The organism is Pantoea sp. ICBG 1758 (genome assembly GCF_002928325.1).
GTDB lineage: Bacteria > Pseudomonadota > Gammaproteobacteria > Enterobacterales > Enterobacteriaceae > Pantoea > Pantoea eucrina.
The window spans coordinates 1,970,141-1,991,241 of the sequence record NZ_POWL01000001.1; the positions used below are offsets into that span (position 1 = coordinate 1,970,141).

The 21,101-nt window shown below is 57.3% G+C and carries 19 protein-coding genes; 14 read left to right on the forward strand and 5 right to left on the reverse strand.

Annotated elements, in window-relative coordinates; all coding sequences use genetic code 11:
- Positions 1–10: 10 nt before the first annotated feature.
- On the reverse strand, positions 11–2,722 hold the full coding sequence (gene mgtA, locus C1Y41_RS09500) for a magnesium-translocating P-type ATPase (protein WP_104085315.1): 2,712 nt from the start codon (positions 2,720–2,722) through the stop codon (positions 11–13).
- A gap of 799 nt (positions 2,723–3,521) precedes the next feature.
- Here mgtA and C1Y41_RS09505 point away from each other — a divergent pair.
- The 6 genes from C1Y41_RS09505 to speG all read left to right on the forward strand — a co-directional run bounded on the left by C1Y41_RS09505 (position 3,522) and on the right by speG (position 9,128).
- Positions 3,522–5,090, forward strand: coding sequence for an ABC transporter substrate-binding protein (locus tag C1Y41_RS09505; protein WP_094111730.1), 1,569 nt, complete (start codon positions 3,522–3,524; stop codon positions 5,088–5,090).
- Complete coding sequence (locus tag C1Y41_RS09510) at positions 5,090–6,142, forward strand: ABC transporter permease (protein ID WP_104085316.1); 1,053 nt, start codon at positions 5,090–5,092, stop codon at positions 6,140–6,142. Before C1Y41_RS09505 ends, C1Y41_RS09510 begins: the two co-directional genes overlap by 1 nt.
- Positions 6,139–6,996: an ABC transporter permease gene (locus C1Y41_RS09515; protein ID WP_039379748.1), complete on the forward strand. Its 858-nt coding sequence runs from the start codon at positions 6,139–6,141 to the stop codon at positions 6,994–6,996. Before C1Y41_RS09510 ends, C1Y41_RS09515 begins: the two co-directional genes overlap by 4 nt.
- Positions 6,986–7,819, forward strand: coding sequence for an ABC transporter ATP-binding protein (locus tag C1Y41_RS09520; RefSeq protein WP_104085317.1), 834 nt, complete (start codon positions 6,986–6,988; stop codon positions 7,817–7,819). Before C1Y41_RS09515 ends, C1Y41_RS09520 begins: the two co-directional genes overlap by 11 nt.
- Positions 7,812–8,477, forward strand: a complete 666-nt coding sequence (locus C1Y41_RS09525; protein WP_039379752.1) for an ABC transporter ATP-binding protein — start codon at positions 7,812–7,814, stop codon at positions 8,475–8,477. Before C1Y41_RS09520 ends, C1Y41_RS09525 begins: the two co-directional genes overlap by 8 nt.
- Before the next feature lie 105 nt (positions 8,478–8,582).
- Complete coding sequence (gene speG / locus C1Y41_RS09530; protein WP_039379754.1) at positions 8,583–9,128, forward strand: spermidine N1-acetyltransferase; 546 nt, start codon at positions 8,583–8,585, stop codon at positions 9,126–9,128.
- Between the two features lie 205 nt (positions 9,129–9,333).
- Here speG and C1Y41_RS09535 read toward each other — a convergent pair whose 3' ends face one another.
- The 4 genes from C1Y41_RS09535 to C1Y41_RS09550 form a co-directional block, all read right to left on the reverse strand.
- The gene (locus tag C1Y41_RS09535) at positions 9,334–9,756 is read right to left on the reverse strand and encodes a hypothetical protein (protein ID WP_104085318.1); all 423 of its coding nucleotides are present in this window, start codon (positions 9,754–9,756) and stop codon (positions 9,334–9,336) included.
- A gap of 99 nt (positions 9,757–9,855) precedes the next feature.
- A complete protein-coding gene (gene mmuM, locus C1Y41_RS09540) occupies positions 9,856–10,788 on the reverse strand; it encodes a homocysteine S-methyltransferase (protein ID WP_104085319.1) in 933 nt (310 codons plus the stop codon).
- Positions 10,778–12,190: an S-methylmethionine permease gene (gene mmuP, locus C1Y41_RS09545; RefSeq protein WP_039379760.1), complete on the reverse strand. Its 1,413-nt coding sequence runs from the start codon at positions 12,188–12,190 to the stop codon at positions 10,778–10,780. The genes mmuM and mmuP overlap by 11 nt, the downstream gene beginning before the upstream one ends.
- Before the next feature lie 132 nt (positions 12,191–12,322).
- A complete protein-coding gene (locus tag C1Y41_RS09550; RefSeq protein ID WP_039379762.1) occupies positions 12,323–12,661 on the reverse strand; it encodes a DUF2002 family protein in 339 nt (112 codons plus the stop codon).
- A 148-nt stretch (positions 12,662–12,809) separates the two neighbouring features.
- Here C1Y41_RS09550 and C1Y41_RS09555 point away from each other — a divergent pair, with 148 nt between their 5' ends.
- The 8 genes from C1Y41_RS09555 (at position 12,810) to proX (ending at position 21,005) form a co-directional block, all read left to right on the forward strand.
- On the forward strand, positions 12,810–13,124 hold the full coding sequence (locus C1Y41_RS09555) for a DUF883 family protein (protein ID WP_039379764.1): 315 nt from the start codon (positions 12,810–12,812) through the stop codon (positions 13,122–13,124).
- 262 nt (positions 13,125–13,386) lie between these two features.
- The gene (nrdH, locus tag C1Y41_RS09560) at positions 13,387–13,629 is read left to right on the forward strand and encodes a glutaredoxin-like protein NrdH (protein WP_094111733.1); all 243 of its coding nucleotides are present in this window, start codon (positions 13,387–13,389) and stop codon (positions 13,627–13,629) included.
- Between the two features lie 4 nt (positions 13,630–13,633).
- A complete protein-coding gene (gene nrdI, locus C1Y41_RS09565) occupies positions 13,634–14,038 on the forward strand; it encodes a class Ib ribonucleoside-diphosphate reductase assembly flavoprotein NrdI (protein ID WP_039379768.1) in 405 nt (134 codons plus the stop codon).
- On the forward strand, positions 14,017–16,155 hold the full coding sequence (gene nrdE / locus C1Y41_RS09570; protein WP_104085320.1) for a class 1b ribonucleoside-diphosphate reductase subunit alpha: 2,139 nt from the start codon (positions 14,017–14,019) through the stop codon (positions 16,153–16,155). The genes nrdI and nrdE overlap by 22 nt, the downstream gene beginning before the upstream one ends.
- 7 nt (positions 16,156–16,162) lie before the next feature.
- Positions 16,163–17,122 carry a class 1b ribonucleoside-diphosphate reductase subunit beta gene (nrdF, locus tag C1Y41_RS09575; RefSeq protein WP_039385618.1) on the forward strand — a complete coding sequence of 320 codons (960 nt, stop codon included), beginning with the start codon at positions 16,163–16,165 and terminating at the stop codon, positions 17,120–17,122.
- A 473-nt stretch (positions 17,123–17,595) separates the two neighbouring features.
- Positions 17,596–18,792: a glycine betaine/L-proline ABC transporter ATP-binding protein ProV gene (gene proV / locus C1Y41_RS09580; RefSeq protein WP_094111735.1), complete on the forward strand. Its 1,197-nt coding sequence runs from the start codon at positions 17,596–17,598 to the stop codon at positions 18,790–18,792.
- The gene (gene proW / locus C1Y41_RS09585; RefSeq protein ID WP_104085321.1) at positions 18,789–19,946 is read left to right on the forward strand and encodes a glycine betaine/L-proline ABC transporter permease ProW; all 1,158 of its coding nucleotides are present in this window, start codon (positions 18,789–18,791) and stop codon (positions 19,944–19,946) included. The genes proV and proW overlap by 4 nt, the downstream gene beginning before the upstream one ends.
- Before the next feature lie 63 nt (positions 19,947–20,009).
- Positions 20,010–21,005, forward strand: coding sequence for a glycine betaine/L-proline ABC transporter substrate-binding protein ProX (gene proX, locus C1Y41_RS09590; protein WP_094111736.1), 996 nt, complete (start codon positions 20,010–20,012; stop codon positions 21,003–21,005).
- Positions 21,006–21,101 lie beyond the last annotated feature (96 nt).

Genomic DNA, 21,101 nt, shown 5'->3' on the forward strand with positions numbered 1-21,101 from the left:
CTCCTGCAGATCAGAACCACTGACCAAAACGTTTGATGTAGAGGGTTTTCATGCCCTGCGCCACCAGGCAGTAACCACACAGGGTTGCCACCAGCCACGGAAAGTAGGACCACGGCAGCGGCGTCAGGCCGATGCTGGCTCCCAGCGATGAGAACGGCAGCAGGATCCCGGCGACCATGACGCAGGCGGTGGTCAGCAATACCGGCAGCGCGGCGCGGCTCTGAATAAACGGGATTTTGCGGGTGCGCAGCATATGCACTACCAGAGTCTGTGACAGCAGCCCCTCGACAAACCAGCCCGACTGAAACAGCGACTGCATCTCTGGTGTATTCGCGGCAAACACATACCACATCAGCGCAAAGGTGGTGATGTCGAACAGGGAGGAGGTCGGCCCAATCCACAGCATAAACCGTTTGATATTACGCGCGTCCCACCTGCGCGGCTTCTGCAGAAACTCTTTGTCCAGTTTGTCCCACGGCATCGCCAGCTGCGAGATGTCATACATCAGGTTCTGAATCAGCAGGTGGATCGCCAGCATCGGCAGAAACGGAATAAACGCGCTGGCGACCAGCACCGAGAACACGTTGCCAAAGTTAGAGCTGGCGGTCATGTTGAGGTACTTGATGATATTGCCGAAGGTCTCGCGCCCTTTGATGATCCCCTCCTCCAGCACCAGCAGATCTTTCTCCAGCAGAATGATATCGGAGGACTCTTTGGCGATATCCGCCGCGCTGTCTACGGAGATCCCGACATCGGCCGCGCGCAGCGCCGGGGCGTCATTGATGCCGTCGCCCAGAAAGCCGACGGTATGCCCCTGCTGCTGCAGCGCCGTCACAATGCGCGCCTTCTGCAGTGGCGTGAGTCTGGCAAACACCGCGCTCTGCTGCACAGCCTGTACCAGCTGCTCGTCGCTCATCCGCGCCAGCTGCTCACCGGTTACGATGGCGCCGCTGTCGATACCCACCTCTGCACAAATGCGCGCGGTCACCACCGGGTTATCTCCGGTCAGGACTTTTACCGCGACGCCGTTATCGCGCAGCGCGCTGACCGCCGGCGCGGCGCTGGCTTTAGGCGGGTCCAGAAACGTCAGCAGCCCTTCTATAATGAGGTTCTGCTCATCCGCAACGTTCAGCGCCTGCTGCAGACCCGGCTCTTTAAGTACGCGGCTTGCCACCAGCAGCACGCGAAAACCCTGCTGATTATACCCGTGCGCCAGCACCAGCAGCTCCGCGCGCCGGGCCTCATCCAGCGGCTGAATCAGCCTGCCCTCACGCTCTGCCACCGCGATGCTGAGCATCTCATCAACGGCACCTTTGCAGATCAGCAGCTGCTGATTAAGCCGGCGGTTGTGTACCACGACCGACACGCGCCGCCGGACAAAATCAAACGGCAGCTCATCGATTTTGCTCCACGCGTCGCTGACTGCACTGCCCAGGCGCGCGCCGCCATAGTGCAGAATGGCGCGATCGATCGGATTCGCGGTACTGCTCTGATAAAGGCTGTTGAGCCAGCTCAGCATCAGCACGCGGCTGTTCTCCACCCCGGCGCAGTCGACGTGCTGTGCCAGCGTAATGTTGTCCTGCGTCAGCGTGCCGGTTTTGTCCGTACACAGCACATCCATCGCGCCCAGGTTCTGAATCGCGTTCAGGCGTTTCACAATCACCTTGCGCCGCGACATGGCGATAGCCCCTTTTGCCAGATTAGAGCTGACAATCATCGGCAGCATCTCCGGCGTCAGACCCACCGCGACCGCCAGCGCAAACAGAGAGGCTTCCAGCCAGTCCCCTTTGGTGAAGCCGTTAAGCAGCAGTACCACCGGCACCATAACCAGCATAAAGCGGATCAGCAGCCAGCTGACGCTGTTTACCCCGCGATCGAACGCCGTCTGGCTGCGTTTACCGGTAAGCGATTTTGCCAGACTGCCGAAATAGGTATCGCTGCCGGTGGCGACGACCACCCCTTTTGCGCAGCCGCTGGCCACGCTGGTGCCCATCAGGCAGATGCTGCCTGACTCAAGCAGCGACGCGCTCTGTTCGCATCCGCCCGCCGCTTTACTGGTGACATGGCCGGTGACGTCATATTTTTCTACCGGCAGCGACTCGCCGGTCAGGATCGCCTGACTGATAAACAGATCGCGCGACTCCAGCAGGCGGAGATCGGCCGGCACCAGATCGCCCGCGGAAAGACAAACGATATCGCCCGGCACCAGCGAGCCGGTATCTACTTCCCTGCGTACCGGCGACGCCTGCAGCGACGTACGCCGTATCACCGTTGCGGTAGTGCGCACCATCGATTTCAGCGCCTGGGCTGCTTTACTGGTGCGAAACTCCTGCCAGAAACGCAGTAATCCGCTCAGCGTTACCATAGTGATGATAATCGCGATCCCGGTCAGGTCGGTCTCCCCGCCCTGCCGCCGCGGGATCCAGTAGTCAGTAAAAAAACTCACCGCGGCCAGCGCCATCAGCACATAGATAAATGGATTACTGAACGCCTGCAGCAGCTGCAGCAGCGCCGGTGGCGCGTCAATATGCCGGGCATCGTTAGGGCCATAGCGGCGCAGGCGTGCCGCAGCTTCTTCTTCGGTCAGGCCGGTAGCCTGACTGCACAGCCGTACCAGCGTTTCATCCGCAGTAAAGCCTGCTTCCTGTTCAATACGGTAACGCGGCGACTGCAGATCCTTTTTCCGGTTATTCCGCTGCAGATTATATTTCATATTGTTCATGTGACACCCCGATGGTGTTATTCAGGCAAGCGCTATCCTGCGCCAGACGCATAATAAACAGAGAGCCTGATAATTAATCAGCACGCTGAACCCGCAATTATCGGGCAAAAAGATGACGCGCTTTTAATTAATAAAAAGCGTGACGATCCCGCACCAGATAAAAGTGAGCCAGTGAATTTGTATGGCGTAATCTCTGACTGAAAATGCGAAGTCAGGTTTAACGCGCAGCAGACAGGTGCACGCTGAGGATCAGCGTGCGCATCGGGGCGGTGGAAATAGCGCGTTGTAAATCAGAGACATAATAACTCCCGCGAACCTGTATTGGTTATCAGCATTGAGTGTCCGGGAGCATTCTGCAGAAAACAGAACGTGCCGCCCGCCAGAGTGGCAAGCAGCAGGAAAAGGATCCGTGCTTCAGCTTGCCCTGTATCGCCATCGATAAAGTTGACTGTTCAACGAGATCCTCCAGATAGTTAATTGCCGTTATTATATTTACGCAGTTAATGAAGTAAAGGTGAATATAGCGCATGAGCGTTTTATCTAAATTTTGTTGCCGTTTGGTTGAGCAGGCTATTAACGATCTGCGACAGTCGCCCCATTCATCGGGAGAAAAGCCGGAGCTGAAACATTTCTGAAAAAGCGTATCTGATGCGTACTATGCTGGTTATTAGCGGCCATAACCCTTATAACAGAACCGCCGGGCTTAGAACCTAAAAGCATATGCATAGCCATAAATAGACTATTCTTCACTGGTACGCTCTCGTAAACTCGCGTTACTTTTTTAAGGCAAGGAAACAACATGAAAAAAATTATTCCCTCACTGCTGGCGCTGTCGCTGGTGGCCGCCTTCTCTGCGCACGCTGTCACACCCAAAGATACGCTGGTGATTGCACAGTCTACCGATGATGCTGACAGCTTCGATCCGGCGCAGGGCTTTGAACTCACCACGGTACAGTCATTCACTAATATCTATCAGCGCCTGGTTCAGTCCGATCCGCAAAACCCGACCGACCTGAAACCGACCCTGGCGACCTCATGGCAGCCGGGCAGCGATAACCGCAGCCTGACGTTTGAGCTGCGTAAAGATGCGACCTTTGCCAGCGGCAACCCGCTGCGCCCGGAAGATGTGATCTTCTCGCTGGGTCGCGTGGTTAAACTCAATCTTGATCCCTCTTTTATCCTGACGCAGCTCGGCTGGAATAAAGATAACGTTGATAGCTTCCTGAAAAAGGTGGATGACCAGCACGTACAGATCAGCTGGAACGCTAACGTCAGCCCGGCCTATGTGCTGAGCCTGCTCTCGGCACCGGTCTCTTCTATCATCGATGAAAAAACGGCGCAGGCTAATGCGAAAAACGGTGATTTCGGTCATGCGTGGCTGGGCACTCACTCTGCCGGCAGCGGCCCGTATCAGATCCGCAAAGTCGTGCTGCATGAAGCGGTTCTGCTGACAGCAAACCCCTCTTCTCCCGCCGGCGCGCCGAAGCTGAAGAACATTCTGATCAAAAACGTACCGGAGCCTGCGGCGCGCCGCCTGCTGCTGGAACAGGGTGATGTGGATATCGCACGTAACCTAGGCGCTGACCAGATTGCCGCGCTAAAAGGCAAGGCGGGCGTCAAAACTGACGCGATCCCGATGGCGTCGCTCTATTACATTCAGTTTAACGTCGGCAAAGATCCGGTGCTGAAAAACCCGGCGCTGTGGGAAGCGGCACGCTACCTGTTCGATTATAAAGGCATTGCCGATAACCTGCTGAAAGGGCAGTTTGAAGTGCATCAGACCTTCCTGCCGAAAGGCTTCTTAGGCGCGCTGAATGAAACGCCATACAGCTACGATCCGGAAAAAGCCAAAGCGATTCTGAAGAAAGCGGGCCTGACCAATGTGAGCTTTACGCTCTCCACCAGCAACCAGCCGCCTTATCTTGATATCGCTCAGGCGCTGCAGGGCAGCTTTGCGAAGGGTGGCGTAAAAGTTGAGGTGCAGCCGGGCCTCAGCTCTGAAGTCTCAACGCGCGTTAAAGCGCATCAGTTTGAAGCGACGCTAAACGCCTGGGGTGCCGATTACTTCGATCCCAACACCAACGCCGCCTCATTTGCCTATAACCCGGAAGATGGCAGCAAAACCATCGCCTACCGCTCTGACTGGCACATTCCGGAGCTGAGCAAGCAGACGCTGGCTGCCACGGCGGAAGCGGACAGCAACAAACGCGCAGAGCTGTACCAGGCGATGCAGCGCGAAGTGCTGAAAAACTCCCCGTACGTGATTGGCCTGCAGGCGCGTAATCTGGTTGCGCTGCGCGACAATCTGAAAGGCTATGTGCAGGGCATCAACCCCGATATGGTCTATTACGCGCAGGTCTCTAAATAATGTCCGTATCTGCTTCACAGACCGGGTTCGCCCGGTCACTCTGGCAGCGCGGCAGCCGCCTTGTCACCAGCCTGCTCTCGCTGCTGGTGACGCTGCTCGGGCTGCTGGCGTTTACCTTTATGCTGTCGCACCTCTCACCGGTCGATCCGGTGCAGCAGATTGCCGGCGATCACGCCAGCGAAGCGACCTACGCGCAGGTGCGGCACGATCTCGGACTTGACCAGCCGGTGCTGGTACAGTTCTGGCGCTATATCAGCCACCTCGCGCGCGGCGATTTGGGTCTCTCTCATCTGACGAATCAGCCGGTGAGCGCCGACCTGCTGCGTACCTTCCCGGCCACGATTGAGCTGGCCACCTGCGCGATGATCTTTGCCGCCGTGTTTGGCGTGGCGCTGGCGCTGCTGGCGGCGTGGAAGCCGGGCAGTGTTATCGACAACGTGGCGCGTTTTATTTCGCTGCTGGGCTATTCGGTGCCGGTGTTCTGGCTTGGGCTGCTGGGCCTGCTGCTGTTCTACGCGGTGCTGCACTGGTCAGCCGGACCGGGCCAGCTGGATGATATCTGGGTCTATACGCTGGAACCCAAAACCGGCTTTGTGCTGATCAACAGCTGGCTCTCCGGCGATCCGGAGATGTTCCGTAACGCGATTGCGCACCTCTGGCTGCCGGTCGTGATCCTCGGTCTGCTGGCGATGGCAGGCATTACCCGTCTGCTGCGTGCGGCGCTGCTCGAAGAGAGCAGCAAAGAGTATGTGGTACTGGCACGCGCAAAAGGTGCGGGCCGCACGCGCATCCTGCTGCGTCATATTCTGCCCAACGTCACCGGTACGCTGATCACCGTGATTGCGCTCTCCTATGCCACGCTGCTGGAAGGCTCGGTGCTGACAGAGACCGTATTCGCATGGCCGGGCGTGGGCCGCTATATGACCAACGCTCTGTTCTCAGCGGATGTGCCGGCTATCCTTGGCGCCACGCTGCTGATTGGCGGCTGCTTTATTCTGCTTAACGCCGTGGCTGACGCCCTGACCTGGTTAACCGATCCGAGAACCCGATGACTCAACAACTTCACGAACTGGAAAGCGTGCGTCCGCGTCGTCGTCGGGCGCGCGTGACTTCCCTCTCCATCGGCCTGACGCTGGTGGTCATTCTGATTGTGATGGCGCTGCTGGCACCCTGGCTGGCTCCGTTTGATCCGAATGTGCAGACCATCAACCAGCGCCTGCTGCCGCCCTCCGCGCTGCACTGGTTTGGCACCGACGGCTTTGGCCGCGATCTGCTGTCGCGCGTGATTTACGGCGCGCGCCCGACGCTGCTGCTGGTGTCGCTGATCCTGGTGCTGACGATCCCGGTGGGATTACTGATTGGTATTACCGCCGGTTACGTCGGCGGCTGGACCGAGCGCGTGCTGATGCGCATTACCGATATTTTCCTGTCGCTGCCGAACCTGGTGATTGCGCTGGCGCTGGTCGCCATGCTCGGTCCGGGCCTGATGAACGGCGCGCTGGCGCTGGCACTGACCAGCTGGCCGCCATTTGCCCGCCAGGCGCGTGCAGAGACGCTGGCGCTGCGCCGCAGCGACTATCTTGCCGCCGCGCGCATGCAGGGGATCACCGGCCTGCGGCTGATGTTCGGCCATATTCTGCCGCTCTGCCTGCCGACTGCCGTCGTGCGTGCTGCACTCAGCCTCGGCGGTATTATTCTTTCTGCTGCGGGTCTCGGCTTCCTCGGTATGGGCGTACAGCCTCCTACCGCCGAATGGGGCTCAATGGTTGCCGAAGGCAGTAAAGTTATTTTCGATCAGTGGTGGGTGGCGGCTGCGCCCGGCGCTGCGATTTTGTTCGCCAGCCTGGCGTTTAACCTGACAGGCGACGGCCTGCGCGATCGACTGGATACCCGCCATGCAAAATGATTTATTAATTGATGCCCGCGGGCTGAGCATCCGCAGCGGCGAATCACTGCTGGTGGATAACATCAGCTTTCAGATTGGCCGCGAACGCGTGGCGCTGGTCGGTGAATCCGGCTCCGGCAAATCGCTTACCGCACGCTCGCTGATGGGCCTGCTCTCCCCTTCCCTGCAGCTGCAGGCTGAACGTCTGCATATTGCCGGTGCTGATGCTCAGCGTCTGCAGGAGCGTGACTGGATCACGCTGCGCGGCGGAAAAGTAGCGATGGTGATGCAGGACCCGAAATATGCGCTCAACCCGACGCGCACCATCGGCTGGCAGGTAGAAGAGCCGCTGATTTTGCATCGCAAGCTGAGCCGCGCTGAGCGACGCGAGAAAGTGTGTGAGATGCTGGCCGCCGTTGGCCTGCCTGAACCGCGTCAGCTGATGAAGCGCTATCCGCACCAGCTCTCCGGCGGCATGGGTCAGCGCGTGATGCTGGCGATTGCGCTGATTACCGATCCGGAACTGCTGATTGCCGACGAGCCAACCTCCGCGCTCGATCACGCCATGCGCGATCAGGTGCTGGCGCTGATCCGCCGGCTGGTTGAGCAGCGTAATATGGGGCTGCTGCTGATCAGTCACGATCTGCAGCAGGTCTCAGAGCACTGCGAACGGGTGATGGTGATGTATAAGGGCCGGCTGCTTGATACGCTGCCTGCCGCACAGCTCTCTCATGCTACCCACCCCTATACCCGCACGCTGTGGGCCTGTCGTCCCGGTAAGGCGACGCACGGCGAACGTCTGCCGGTGCTGGATCGCGCCGCGCTGGAGAGAGAGAATGATTGAGTTATCAAACCTGAGCGTTGCCCATAAGCACGGCTATGAGCTGCGTACCGTGGTGCACGACGTCTCCCTGCAGGTCGCTGCCGGTGAGTGTTTTGGTCTGGTTGGCCCATCCGGCTGCGGCAAATCGTCGCTGCTGTGGGTGCTGGCCGGTCTGAATCCGCACTGGCAGGGCGAGATGACGCTGGCGCAGACGGCAGTCCAGCCGGGCAAAGCCTTTACCGGCCAGCTGCGACGCGATGTGCAGATGGTGTTTCAGGATCCGTATGCCTCGCTGCATCCGCGCCATCGCCTGCGCCGCACGCTGGCGGAGCCGCTGAAGTTGTTAAAGCGCGATAATATCGATGACCGCATCGACGCAGGCTTTCGTCACGTGGGTCTCGATCCGGCGCTGGCGAACCGCTATCCGCATCAGCTCTCGGGCGGACAGCGCCAGCGCGTGGCGATTGTGCGCGCGCTGCTGCTGGAACCTAAAATCCTGCTGCTGGATGAACCGACATCGGCGCTGGATATGTCAGTTCAGGCGGAGATCCTCAACCTGCTGAACGATCTCAAACAGAACGACGGGCTGACCATGGTGCTGGTCAGCCACGATCCGGACGTTATCGATCATATGTGCGACCGCGCGGCGCATATGGCGCAGGGACGGATCGTGGGCTAACGGCGCACGGGTCCCGGGTCGCATATGCCTGCATCACATCTGCAGGGTGCGCATTTATGCGCACCTCGTATTCAGGCGCACTCCACTAAACATTCAGGAACTGTTATGACGGTGAAATTACGCCCTCTGGAGCGGGAAGATCTGCATTTTGTTCATCAGCTGGATAACAATGCCAGCGTAATGCGCTACTGGTTTGAAGAGCCTTATGAGGCGTTTGTTGAGCTCTCCGACCTCTATGACAAGCATATTCACGATCAGACCGAACGACGCTTTGTGGTCGAGTATGAAGAGGAAAAAGCGGGACTGGTCGAGCTGGTGGAGATTAACCATGTGCACCGCCGCGCGGAGTTTCAGATCATCATCGCGCCGGGGCATCAGGGGAAAGGTTTAGCCAGCAAGGCGGCCCGGCTGGCAATGGATTACGGTTTTTCCGTGCTGAATCTCTACAAGCTCTATCTGATTGTTGATCAGGAGAATGAGAAAGCGATTCATATCTACAGTAAGCTGGGCTTCGAAGTTGAAGGCGTGCTGAAGCATGAATTTTTTATCAACGGTGAATACCGTAACACCATCCGCATGTGTATTTTTCAGCAGCAGTATCTCGCCCAGCATAAACCCGGCAACGCCATGGTCAAGCCCACCGCCCAGTAAGCAGCGAATTTTACAGGTTTGCAGGGGCGCATGAATGCGTCCTCTACGGTAATCCTGAGGCACCTGAACATTATGCCAGGGGCGCATTAATGCGCCCCCTACGGCACCTGAACCCTTCGTAGGGGCGCCATTAATGGCGCCCTGGCCGACGTTGCCGGGAATCTGCCAGGAGCGCATGAATGCGCCCCCCACGAACCCGCGGGGGCTAGCGGCCGCGCGCGCCTGTTACGTTCAGTACCGGCTGCGGATGATCCGGCTTCAGGGTATACATCCCGCCATAGAACGGATCGACCACCAGCCAGCCCGGGAAGCCGAGCAGCGGAATATTCCCCAGCACGTACCAGAGATTGGCACTCGCCTCAATGGGCAGCGTCAGCGGGACATAGCCCGGGCTTTCCAGCATGACCTGATAATGTTTTTTGCCAAAGTAACTGCCGTTTGATTTTGCCAGGTCTACTGTCTGGGGCGTGTAGCCCTGCGCCACCGCGCGTCCGGTCTCATCCTGTACCGTAAAGCGGGCGCCTTGCGGAATGGAGTCAATTTTTACCGGCTGCATATCTGTACCGACAATAGTGGCGCAGCCGCTTAGCAGCAGCGCGCAGGCGGGAAGAGTGTGTCGCAGGTTCATAGCAGATCCGCATCAGAGTCAGAGAGCACAGTGTAAACCGTGCTCTCTGGCTTTTCACTGACGACAATCGCGCTATCAGTGTGCTTTTTTTGTGCTTATTCAGCGTTGACAACAGGCAGCAATTGCCCGGATATCCTCAGGCGACGTCCGGCAGCAGCCGCCAATCAGCTGCGCACCCGCCTGCTGCCATTCGCTAAACTTCTCCTGCAGCGTGCAGCCAGAGGGTGCCGAGTGCCAGCTTTTACTCTCTGCATCATACTGCTCGCCCGAGTTAGGGTAGACCAGCAGCGGCTTCTGCGTCAGCGCCTGCAGCGTCCGCAGCGCCGGCGTGACGCTCTCCAGCGCGATACAGTTGATCCCCACCGCCACCACCTGCGGTGCCGCGTTAATCACCTTCATCACGCTCTCAAGCGGCGTGCCGTCGCTGATATGCTCTGCATCACGCAGCGTAAACGAAAACCACGCGCTGCTGTGCGGAAATTCAGCCAGCAGCGCGATCAGCGCCTGCGCTTCACCAAACGACGGCAGCGTTTCACACGCCAGCAGATCGACACCCGCTTCCAGCAGCGCCGCCACGCGCGGCCGGTGGAAATCTTTCATCTCTTCCGGCGGCAGCGCGTAATCGCCGCGATATTCGGCCCCGTTTGCCAGATAGGCGCCCCACGGCCCCACTGAACCGGCGACCAGCAGCGGCGCCGTGGTGCCGGAAGCGGCGCGATAATCATCGCGTGCACGCTGCGCCAGCGTCACGCTCAGGCGAATCAGCTCGCCCGCCTTGCCGCTCTCCAGACCGCGCGCGGCAAAACCGCGCGGCGTTGCCTGATAGCTGGCGGTGATCGCTACCTGCGCGCCGGCAGCAAAGTAGTCGCGGTGCACGGCATAAATTAGTTCCGGCTGCTCCATCAGCACCTTTGCTGACCAGAGGGAATCTGCCAGATCGCAGCCGCGCGCCTCCAGCTCGGTGGCCAGTGCGCCATCAAGGATCAGCGGACGGGTCTGGGTGAGTGCTTCAGCAATCGGGTTACGCGGCATGGTTGCTCTCCTGCGTCTTAAGGGGTTTACGTCGCCGGGTAACATAGTAAGCAGCATAACAGAGCAGTACAAACGGAATACCGCACCAGAGCGCAATGCGCTGCGACGGATCGAAGGCCAGGCCCACGCACGCCAGCAGGCAGAGCACAAACCCCAGCACCGGCACCACCGGATAGAATGGCGCGCGCCAGGCGAGCTGTCTGATATCTTTGCCGGCACGCACGTAGCGCCGGCGGAAAACGTAGTGCGAGGCGCAGATGCTGAGCCAGACGGCCACCACGGCAAAACCGGAGATCGCCGACAGCGCCACAAATACCGTATCCGGCGCGATCACGCTGGAGAAGAGCGCCAGCAGGCCCCCCAGCATGCTGATGGTGATCGCCAGCACCGGAATACCGCGCCGGTTCACGCGCGCAAAACAGCGCGGCAGCGTATTTTCATTCGCCAGCGACCAGAGCATGCGTCCGGAGGCATAGAGGCCGGAGTTAGCGGCGGAGAGGATCGCCGTGAGAATCACAAAATTGAAGATGTCAGCCGACCAGGGAATACCGATTTTTTCAAACACCAGAACAAACGGGCTTTTGACGATGCCCGCCTGGTCCATCGGGATAAGTGCCGCCAGCACAAACACCGTGCCGACAAAAAAGATAATCAGGCGCGCGACGGTAGTACGGATAGCCAGCGGCAGCGCTTTCTGCGGATCCTCGGTCTCCCCTGCTGCAATCCCAATCAGTTCAGTACCGGAAAACGCAAAGTTTACCGCCACCATGGTCATCAGAATCGGCAGCGTGCCGTGCGGTAGCCAGCCTGACGCCGTCAGGTTATGCAGGCCAGGCGCGGCAGAGCCATCTTTCAGCGGGATAAAGCCAAACATCGCGGCGCCGCCCAGCACAATAAAGGCGATGATGGTGACCACTTTAATGACTGAGAACCAGAACTCACCTTCGGCGAAAAAGCGCGTCGAGATGATATTCAGCAGATAGATAGCCAGGCAGAACACCAGGCACCAGAGCCAGACCGGCACCGTCGGGAACCAGTACTGCATACAGAAACCGGCCGCGGTCAGGCTCGACCCCAGCGCCACGGTCCAGGTGAGCCAGTAGAGCCAGGCGACGGTATAGCCCGTGGCCGGGCTCAGATAACGTGCGGCATAGACGTGAAACGCGCCGGTTTCCGGCATCGCTACCGCCAGCTCGCCCAGGCAGGCCATGACCAGCCAGACCACCAGCGCGCCAATCAGATAGGCCAGCAGCGTGCCCGCTGCACCGGTGGTTGAGATGATATAGCCGGTATTGAAAAACAGGCCGGTGCCGATGACGCCACCCAGCGACAGCATCACCAGGTGCCGCACTTTCATCGTGCGTTTGAAACTTTCCTGCGGAGGGGTATTCGCGCTTTGCATACTGATAATCCATATGGACGTCTAAACTTCTATATGGATACAGAGTTATACGCATCCGCGCTGCGTTTTGCAACGTGGCAGAAACCGGGGATGGTGCAGGCCAGGAGAGCCCCGCGTTAACGGGGCAAAAAATCAGGCGCCAAACACGCCCTGCAGATAGCGCTCCAGCGCAACACGGGAACTGAAACCGTGGGGAATACCGTAATGCTCCTGTGAATCACCCATCAGGTAGAGAGGGAATTGCGTGTAGTGATCGCAGGTTTTCATCTCTGAGGCGGGCTCAGCAAAGTGCTGGCTTTTCTCTTTCAGCGTAGGATGGATCACCAGCGCCGTGCGTCCCAGACGCGCCTCACGGTTAACATAGACGTAGTTTTCACCACGACGGTAACCATAGGTTTTTGGCGTCAGAACATCCATTTCGAATCCTGCTTTTTCCAGTACGCGCGCAACCTCATCCGGACGTAAATACATGCTTGCTCCTCTCTTCTCACAGCCCCGCAACCTTACAACAGACCTGGGGTACAGACATTCGGATTTTCCCTAAAGCCTGGCATAGCGCTGCGTTTAATCACGTATCGTCTACACTTAGTATTACGTTTTAAATCAAAGGGAGCGAAAAATGTTTAATCGAACCACTAAAAACGATGACATTGATATCAATCAGGATGTAAACGATCTGGCTGATTCGCTGGAAGCGTTGCTTAAGTCTTATGGCAGCGACGCCAAAGATGAAGTCGACAGCGCGCGCGACAAGGCGCAAAAATTGCTGAAGCAGACCCGCGCGAAAATGAACGGCAATAGTTCAGTTTCCCAGGCGGCGCGCGATGCAGGCTATCAGGTTGACGCCTACGTACGCGATAAGCCGTGGCATGGCGTAGGACTGGGTGCCGCCGTAGGCCTGGTTCTGGGTGCACTGCTGGTGTCCCGCCGCTAACCGGCACATGATTCTGAAAAAGCCCTGCTGATGCAGGGCTTTTTTTTGCCTTTCAGCGACCAGAAAAATTTTTTCCATTGCAAAAAGCGCAGCCTGCCTGGGTTGTTGTACCGTCAGAGCAATACCCCTTCAGTTATCGGGTTGACCGCCACAAATACCACATCTAGTATCTAATTATACAAAAGACGCTACATATTGATTTATGGCCGGTTGCGCCTGGCAACAGCAGCTATCTTCCTGTCACTAAAAGGAAATGCGAATCATGAGCATTATTATTTACACTAAGAGTAACTGTGTCCAGTGTGATACCACTAAAAATGCCCTGGACCGCTGCGGCATGACGTATCAGCTCATCAACCTTGATACCGCGCCGGAAGCGCTCGAAGAAATTAAAGCGCTGGGATATCGCCAGGTGCCGGTTGTTATGACGCCGGATGACAGCTGGAGCGGTTTCCGTCCGGATAAAATTGCTGCGCTGCGGCACTCCGCTGCGGTAAGTGAATAGCGCCATGTATCCGCTGGTCTATTTTTCCAGCCGGTCAGAAAACACCCACAGGTTTATTACCCGCCTGGCGCTGCCGGCGCACCGCATTCCTGCAGAGGCTAACCAGCGGCTGCAGGTTGACCACCCCTATATTCTGGTGGTGCCGAGCTATGGCGGCGGCGGTGTGCAGGGTGCCGTCCCGCGCCAGGTGATTCAGTTTCTTAACGACAGCGCAAATCGTCGCGGCATCCGCGGCGTCATTGCCGCCGGCAACCGCAATTTCGGCAGCGGTTTCTGCCTGGCAGGCGACATCATTGCGCGTAAATGTCAGGTGCCCTGCCTTTATCGCTTTGAAATGATGGGCACGCCGGAAGACATTGCGCAGGTTAAAGCAGGAGTAACCCAATTTTGGCAACAGCAGACACCCTGAACAGCACGCAGCTCGATTACCACGCGCTGAACGCGATGCTGAATCTGTATGACACAGCGGGTCATATTCAGTTTGAAAAAGATCGCGAAGCGGCGCGGCAGTTTTTCCTGCAGCACGTTCAGCCCAATACGCTGACCTTCAGCTCCGCTGCTGAGCGGCTGCGCTATCTGGTTGAGGAAGGCTACTACGAAGCCAGCGTCCTGAATCAGTATGACTTTCGCTTTCTCTGCGCCCTGCATGATGAAGCGGATGCGCAGGATCACCGCTTTCACACCTTCCTCGGTGCCTGGAAGTTTTACACCAGCTATACGCTGAAAACCTTTGATGGCAAACGTTACCTGGAGACCTTCACCCAGCGCGCCTGCATGGTGGCGCTGACGCTGGCGCGTGGCGATGAGCAGCAGGCGCGAGCGCTGCTGACAGAGATCCTGAGCGGCCGTTTCCAGCCCGCCACACCTACGTTTCTGAACTGCGGCAAGCAGCAGCGCGGTGAGCTGGTCTCCTGCTTCCTGCTGCGTATTGAAGATAATATGGAGTCGATTGGCCGCGCGGTGAACTCTGCCCTGCAGCTCTCTAAACGCGGCGGCGGCGTGGCGTTTCTGCTTTCTAACCTGCGCGAAGCGGGAGCGCCGATCAAGCGTATCGAAAACCAGTCATCCGGCGTGATCCCGGTCATGAAGATGCTGGAGGATGCGTTCTCTTACGCTAATCAGCTGGGCGCGCGTCAGGGGGCCGGTGCGGTCTGGCTGAACGCCCATCATCCCGATATTCTGCGCTTCCTCGATACCAAACGTGAAAACGCGGATGAAAAAATCCGCATTAAAACGCTCTCGCTGGGCGTAACGATCCCGGATATCACTTTTCAGCTGGCAAAAGAGAACCGGGATATGGCGCTGTTTTCGCCGTATGACGTTGAGCGCATCTATGGCAAAGCGTTCGGCGATATCAGCATCAGCGAGCACTATGACGCGATGCTGGCGGACGAACGCATCCGCAAAACCTATATCAACCCGCGCGACTTTTTCCAGACGCTGGCAGAGATCCAGTTTGAGTCGGGCTACCCCTATATCATGTATGAGGATAGCGTTAACCGCAGTAATCCGATTGCCGGGCGCATTAATATGAGCAACCTCTGTTCAGAGATTTTGCAGGTCAACAGCGCCAGCGAACTGAATGAGGATCTCAGCTACCGGCGCACGGGCAAAGATATCTCCTGTAATCTCGGCTCGCTGAATATCGCACACGCGATGGATTCCCGTGACCTCCCCCGCACCGTGGCGGTGGCCGTGCGGGCGCTCACCGCCGTGTCAGAGATGAGTGAGATCGCTTCGGTGCCGTCCGTCGCCGAAGGCAATCGCCGTTCACACGCTATTGGCCTCGGGCAGATGAATCTGCACGGCTATCTGGCGCGGGAAGGTATCGCCTACGGTTCAGAAGAGGCGCTTGATTTCACCAACCTCTACTTTTACTGCGTCACGTTTCACGCACTGCGTACCTCAAACCAGCTGGCCCGGGAGCGTCAGCGCAGCTTTGACGGGTTTGAGCAGTCTCACTACGCCAGCGGAGAGTACTTCGATAAATATATTACGTGCAGCTGGCAGCCGCGCACCGCGCGCATTGCGCAGCTATTTGACGATGCCGGTCTTGTCCTGCCGACGCAGGCTGACTGGCAGGCGCTGCGGTCGGCGGTGATGCAGCACGGGCTGTTTAACCAGAACCTGCAGGCGATCCCGCCAACCGGTTCTATCTCCTACATCAACCACGCCACCTCAAGTATTCATCCGATTGTGTCACGCATTGAGATCCGTAAAGAGGGTAAAACCGGACGCGTCTATTATCCGGCGCCGTTTATGACCAATGAAAACCAGGCATTTTATCAGGATGCCTACCAGATTGGCCCTGAGGCGATTATCGATACCTATGCGGAAGCAACCCGGCATGTCGATCAGGGATTGTCGCTGACGCTGTTTTTCCGCGACGACGTTACCACGCGCGATATCAACAAAGCGCAGATTTACGCCTGGAAAAAGGGCATTAAAACGCTCTATTACATTCGCCTGCGTCAGATGGCGCTACAAGGCACGGAGGTTGAGGGCTGCGTCTCCTGCGCCCTGTAAAGTTATGATGAAACTTAATGCTATTCAGGCGATTAACTGGAATCGCCTGCAGGATGATAAAGATCTTGAGGTCTGGAACCGTCTCACCAGTAATTTCTGGCTGCCGGAAAAAGTGCCGCTTTCCAACGATCTGCCTGCGTGGCAGGCGCTGGCACCGGCGCAGCAGCAGCTGACTATCCGCGTATTTACCGGCCTGACGCTGCTCGATACGATTCAGAATGTCGTGGGCGCACCGGGCCTGATGCCGGACGCCGCCACGCCGCACGAAGAAGCGGTGCTGTCAAATATCAGCTTTATGGAGGCGGTACACGCCCGCTCCTACAGCTCGGTTTTCTCCACGCTATGCAACACGGCAGACGTTGACGCTGCCTACCGCTGGAGCGAAGAGAACGCCGCGCTGCAGAAAAAGGCGCAGATCATTCTGGCGCACTATCAGGCGGACGATCCGCTGAAGAAAAAGATCGCCAGCGTTTTCCTGGAGTCGTTTCTGTTTTATTCCGGCTTCTGGTTGCCGATGTACTGGTCCAGCCGGGGCAAGCTGACTAACACCGCCGATCTGATCCGCCTGATCATCCGCGATGAGGCGGTTCATGGTTACTATATTGGCTATAAATATCAGCAGGCGCTGCAGCACGCCGATGCCGCGCGGCGTGAAGCGCTGCAGCAGTTCGCTATCGATCTGCTGCTGGAGCTGTATGAAAACGAACTGGCTTATACCGATGCGCTGTATGGGGAATCGGGCTGGGCGGAAGAGGTAAAAGCCTTTCTGCACTACAACGCTAATAAAGCGCTGATGAATCTGGGCTATGAAGCGCTGTTTCCGGCGGAGATAGCAGCAGTCAACCCGGCAATACTGGCGGCATTGTCGCCGAACGCAGATGAAAACCACGACTTCTTCTCCGGCTCCGGCTCCTCCTATGTCATGGGCAAAGCCGTGGAAACGGAAGATGAGGACTGGGATTTCTAATCGGCTCTGGCGCCAGGTGGGTAGTCCTCTCTGGCGCTCCTGATGCAACGCAGTGGCGGCTCTGCGGATCGCCACTCCGCGTAATGGCCTCACGCGCCCTGCGGAACGTCCTTATGACAAACGCAATCTCCTGTTTCATCCTGCCTTACTTATCTATCAACGCACCGGAATATTTCCGACACTCAGCGTCCGCTATTTAATTAATATCAGTGCCGTTAAAGCGCGATTTATCCGCATTTCACGCAGCGATTTGACTAAAACCTGCCAAATTTCACAAAAAATTCAGAAAAAATTGATCCGCGCTCATCCCTCGTGGGCTCTGGAATTAGCGGCAATAGTCAGGATGCATTTGCCGGAAATATTCTGTGCAAGGGTTGTCAGACACTCTCACTATGTTAGGTTATAGGGCGCTTAAATTTAATCAGGGTACAACAAGAAATAGTCAGACATTTAACCAGGAATGTAATTATTGCATGGCAATTAAACTCGAAGTTAAAAATTTATATAAAGTATTTGGCGATCATCCGGAAAAGGCATTTAAGCTCATTGCGCAAGGCGCAAGCAAAGAGACAATTCTGGCGAAAACCGGTCTCTCAGTAGGCGTACAAAATGCCAGTCTGGCCATTGAAGAAGGCGAGATCTTCGTCATCATGGGGCTGTCAGGATCTGGAAAGTCCACCATGGTTCGCCTTCTCAATCGTCTGATAGAGCCCACGCAGGGCCAGGTGATTATCGATGGTGTCGATATTGCTAAAATATCAGATAGCGAACTGCGTGAAGTACGCAGAAATAAGATCAGTATGGTGTTTCAATCCTTCGCGCTTATGCCACATATGACGGTACTGAATAATACCGCCTTTGGAATGGAATTAGCTGGCACGCCGCTTCATGAACGTCAGGAAAAAGCGCTTGAGGCATTGCGTCAGGTAGGGCTGGAAAATTATGCCAATGCTTATCCGGATGAACTTTCCGGCGGTATGCGTCAGCGCGTGGGATTAGCGCGCGCGCTGGCAATTAATCCCGATATTTTACTGATGGATGAAGCGTTCTCCGCTCTGGATCCCTTAATTCGTACCGAAATGCAGGATGAGCTGGTAAAGCTGCAGGCAAAACATCAGCGCACCATTGTCTTTATTTCTCACGATCTTGACGAAGCCATGCGTATTGGCGATCGCATTGCCATTATGCAGGGCGGCGAAGTAGTTCAGGTTGGTACGCCTGATGAGATCCTCAATAATCCCGCGAATGATTATGTCCGCACCTTTTTCCGCGGTGTGGATATTAGTCATGTCTTTAGCGCTAAAGATATTGCGCGCCGCAGTGCCGGAGCGCTGATCCGTAAAGCGCCCGGCTTCGGTCCGCGCTCCGCCATTAAGCTGCTGCAGGATGAAGACCGCGAGTTTGGCTATGTGCTGGAAAAACAGAAGTTTGTTGGCGTGGTCTCCAGTGATTCGCTGAAAGCGGCACTGGCCGCCGGTGCCGGGCTGGATAGTGCGCTGCTGGAAGCCCCGCAGGCGGTGCCTGCTGATACCTCACTGAATGATTTGCTTTCCCATGTGGCGCAGGCGCCGTGCGCCGTACCGGTAGTCGGTGAAGATAATCAGTACGTCGGTATCATCTCCAAAAGCATGTTATTGCGTGCGTTAGACCGTGAAGGAGCCCAGCCATGAGTAAACACACCGCCAACCCATGGGATAGCGCCAGCCAGAGCGCAGCGCAAACAACCACGCCTGATGCCAGCGCCGCCGATCCCTGGTCAGGTGCCGCTTCAGCCACGCCTGCAGAGAGCAGCACCGGTGGCGCAGATGCGTGGGGGGATCCCGCAGCCACCAGCGGCGGTCATGACGCTGCCACTGGCACGGCCAGCGGCAGCGACTGGCTCAACAGTGCACCTGCACCAGCGCCGGAACATTTCACTATCATGGACCCGTTCCATAAAACCTGGATTCCGCTCGACAGCTGGGTGACCGAGGGCATCGACTGGGTCGTGAACCACTTCCGCCCGCTGTTTCAGGGTATCCGCGTTCCGGTGGATTACATCCTGAGCGCCTTCCAGCAGCTGCTGCTGGGCATGCCGGCACCGGTGGCGATTGTGCTGTTCGCGCTGATTGCCTGGCAGATTGCGACGCCGGCGATGGGCATTGCCACGCTGGTTTCACTAATTGTAATTGGCGCATGGTCGCAGGCCATGGTAACGCTGGCGCTGGTGCTCACCGCCCTGCTGTTCTGTATTGTCATTGGCCTGCCGCTGGGTATCTGGCTGGCGCGCAGCGAGCGTGCCGCGCGTATCGTCCGTCCGCTGCTGGATGCGATGCAGACCACGCCCGCCTTTGTTTATCTGGTGCCGATTGTGATGCTGTTTGGTATCGGCAACGTACCAGGCGTGGTGGTAACCATCATCTTTGCGCTGCCGCCGATTGTGCGCCTCACTATTCTCGGTATTAAACAGGTGCCTGCTGACCTGATTGAAGCCAGCGAATCCTTCGGCGCCAGCCCGCGTCAGATGTTGTTTAAGGTCCAGCTGCCGCTGGCGATGCCAACTATCATGGCCGGGGTTAACCAAACGCTGATGCTGGCGCTATCAATGGTGGTTATCGCCTCCATGATCGCGGTCGGCGGACTGGGCCAGATGGTGCTGCGCGGCATTGGCCGCCTCGATATGGGGCTGGCCACCGTTGGCGGCGTCGGCATTGTGATCCTCGCCATTATCCTCGATCGCCTCACGCAGTCGGTTGGCCGCGATAGCCGCAGCCGGGGTAGTCGTCACTGGTACAGCACCGGTCCGGTTGGCCTGCTACTGCGTCCGTTCAGTAAAAAAGCCTGATTTTTTTGGGCGGTCCATCGTGGCCGCCCGTCTCCGACGTCACACGTAAAATAAGGAATGACTATGCGCAAGACAGCTCTGTTCGCTGCCGTCCTGACGACGTTCGCCGCGACGCACGTGTCCGCCGCCGACCTGCCGGGTAAAGGCATTACCGTTAAACCGCTGCAAAGCACCATTGCTGAAGAAACCTTCCAGACGCTGATTGTCAGCCGCGCGCTGGAGAAACTCGGCTATAGCGTGGAGAAACCGGGCGAAGTCGATTACAACGTGGCTTACACCACAATCGCTGCCGGTGACGCTACCTTTGTGGCTACTAACTGGCAGCCGCTGCACGACGATATGTATAAAGCCGCTGGGGGTGACAGCAAGTTTTACCGCGAAGGCACCTACGTTGGCGGTGCTGCCCAGGGCTATTTAATTGACAAAAAAACCGCTGAAAAATATCACATCACCAATATTGAACAGCTGAAAGATCCAAAAATTGCCAAACTGTTCGACAGTAACGGGGATGGTAAAGCGGACATGACCGGCTGTACGCCGGGCTGGGGCTGCGAAGCGGTGATTAATCACCAGAACAGCGCTTTTGGCCTGGCCGATACCGTTACCGCCAATATGGGTAACTATTCGGCAATGGTGGCCGATACGCTGGCGCGCTTCAAACAGGGTAAACCGATTCTCTACTACACCTGGACACCTTACTGGTTGAGCGATGTGCTGAAACCGGGCCGTGACGTAGTCTGGCTGCAGGTGCCGTTCTCCTCCCTGCCTGGCGAACAGAGCAAAGTGGATACCAAACTGGCAAATGGTGCGAATTACGGCTTTCCGGTGAACACCATGCATATCGTGGCGAACAGAGCCTGGGCAGAGAAAAACCCGGCCGCCGCGAAGCTGTTTGCGGAGATGAAGCTGCCGATTAAGGATATCAACGCGGAGAATGCCGCCATGCATGCGGGTCAGGCATCTGAAGCGGATATCAACCATCATGTGGATGGCTGGATTAAAGGCCATCAGGCGGAGTTTGATAAGTGGATCAATGACGCTCTGGCCGCCGCGAAATAAACGCCATCGTTTTATGTAGTCAGCGGGCGGCCTTCGGGTCGCCCGCACTGTTTCCGTCGCCGATAAGCGCAGCGTGCGCTATAACGCACTGGTACG

Excerpts from the sequence above, each read along its gene's own strand:
- C1Y41_RS09525 (WP_039379752.1), top strand. The coding sequence starts at position 7,812 with ATGATTGAGTTATCAAACCTGAGCGTTGCCCATAAGCACGGCTATGAG.
- C1Y41_RS09505 (WP_094111730.1), top strand. The coding sequence starts at position 3,522 with ATGAAAAAAATTATTCCCTCACTGCTGGCGCTGTCGCTGGTGGCCGCC.
- nrdI (WP_039379768.1), top strand. The coding sequence starts at position 13,634 with ATGTATCCGCTGGTCTATTTTTCCAGCCGGTCAGAAAACACCCACAGG.
- C1Y41_RS09555 (WP_039379764.1), top strand. The coding sequence starts at position 12,810 with ATGTTTAATCGAACCACTAAAAACGATGACATTGATATCAATCAGGAT.
- C1Y41_RS09515 (WP_039379748.1), top strand. The coding sequence starts at position 6,139 with ATGACTCAACAACTTCACGAACTGGAAAGCGTGCGTCCGCGTCGTCGT.
- C1Y41_RS09535 (WP_104085318.1), bottom strand. The coding sequence starts at position 9,756 with ATGAACCTGCGACACACTCTTCCCGCCTGCGCGCTGCTGCTAAGCGGC.
- mmuM (WP_104085319.1), bottom strand. The coding sequence starts at position 10,788 with ATGCCGCGTAACCCGATTGCTGAAGCACTCACCCAGACCCGTCCGCTG.
- nrdF (WP_039385618.1), top strand. The coding sequence starts at position 16,163 with ATGAAACTTAATGCTATTCAGGCGATTAACTGGAATCGCCTGCAGGAT.
- C1Y41_RS09550 (WP_039379762.1), bottom strand. The coding sequence starts at position 12,661 with ATGTATTTACGTCCGGATGAGGTTGCGCGCGTACTGGAAAAAGCAGGA.
- speG (WP_039379754.1), top strand. The coding sequence starts at position 8,583 with ATGACGGTGAAATTACGCCCTCTGGAGCGGGAAGATCTGCATTTTGTT.
- proW (WP_104085321.1), top strand. The coding sequence starts at position 18,789 with ATGAGTAAACACACCGCCAACCCATGGGATAGCGCCAGCCAGAGCGCA.
- mmuP (WP_039379760.1), bottom strand. The coding sequence starts at position 12,190 with ATGCAAAGCGCGAATACCCCTCCGCAGGAAAGTTTCAAACGCACGATG.
- nrdH (WP_094111733.1), top strand. The coding sequence starts at position 13,387 with ATGAGCATTATTATTTACACTAAGAGTAACTGTGTCCAGTGTGATACC.
- C1Y41_RS09510 (WP_104085316.1), top strand. The coding sequence starts at position 5,090 with ATGTCCGTATCTGCTTCACAGACCGGGTTCGCCCGGTCACTCTGGCAG.
- mgtA (WP_104085315.1), bottom strand. The coding sequence starts at position 2,722 with ATGAACAATATGAAATATAATCTGCAGCGGAATAACCGGAAAAAGGAT.
- C1Y41_RS09520 (WP_104085317.1), top strand. The coding sequence starts at position 6,986 with ATGCAAAATGATTTATTAATTGATGCCCGCGGGCTGAGCATCCGCAGC.
- proX (WP_094111736.1), top strand. The coding sequence starts at position 20,010 with ATGCGCAAGACAGCTCTGTTCGCTGCCGTCCTGACGACGTTCGCCGCG.
- proV (WP_094111735.1), top strand. The coding sequence starts at position 17,596 with ATGGCAATTAAACTCGAAGTTAAAAATTTATATAAAGTATTTGGCGAT.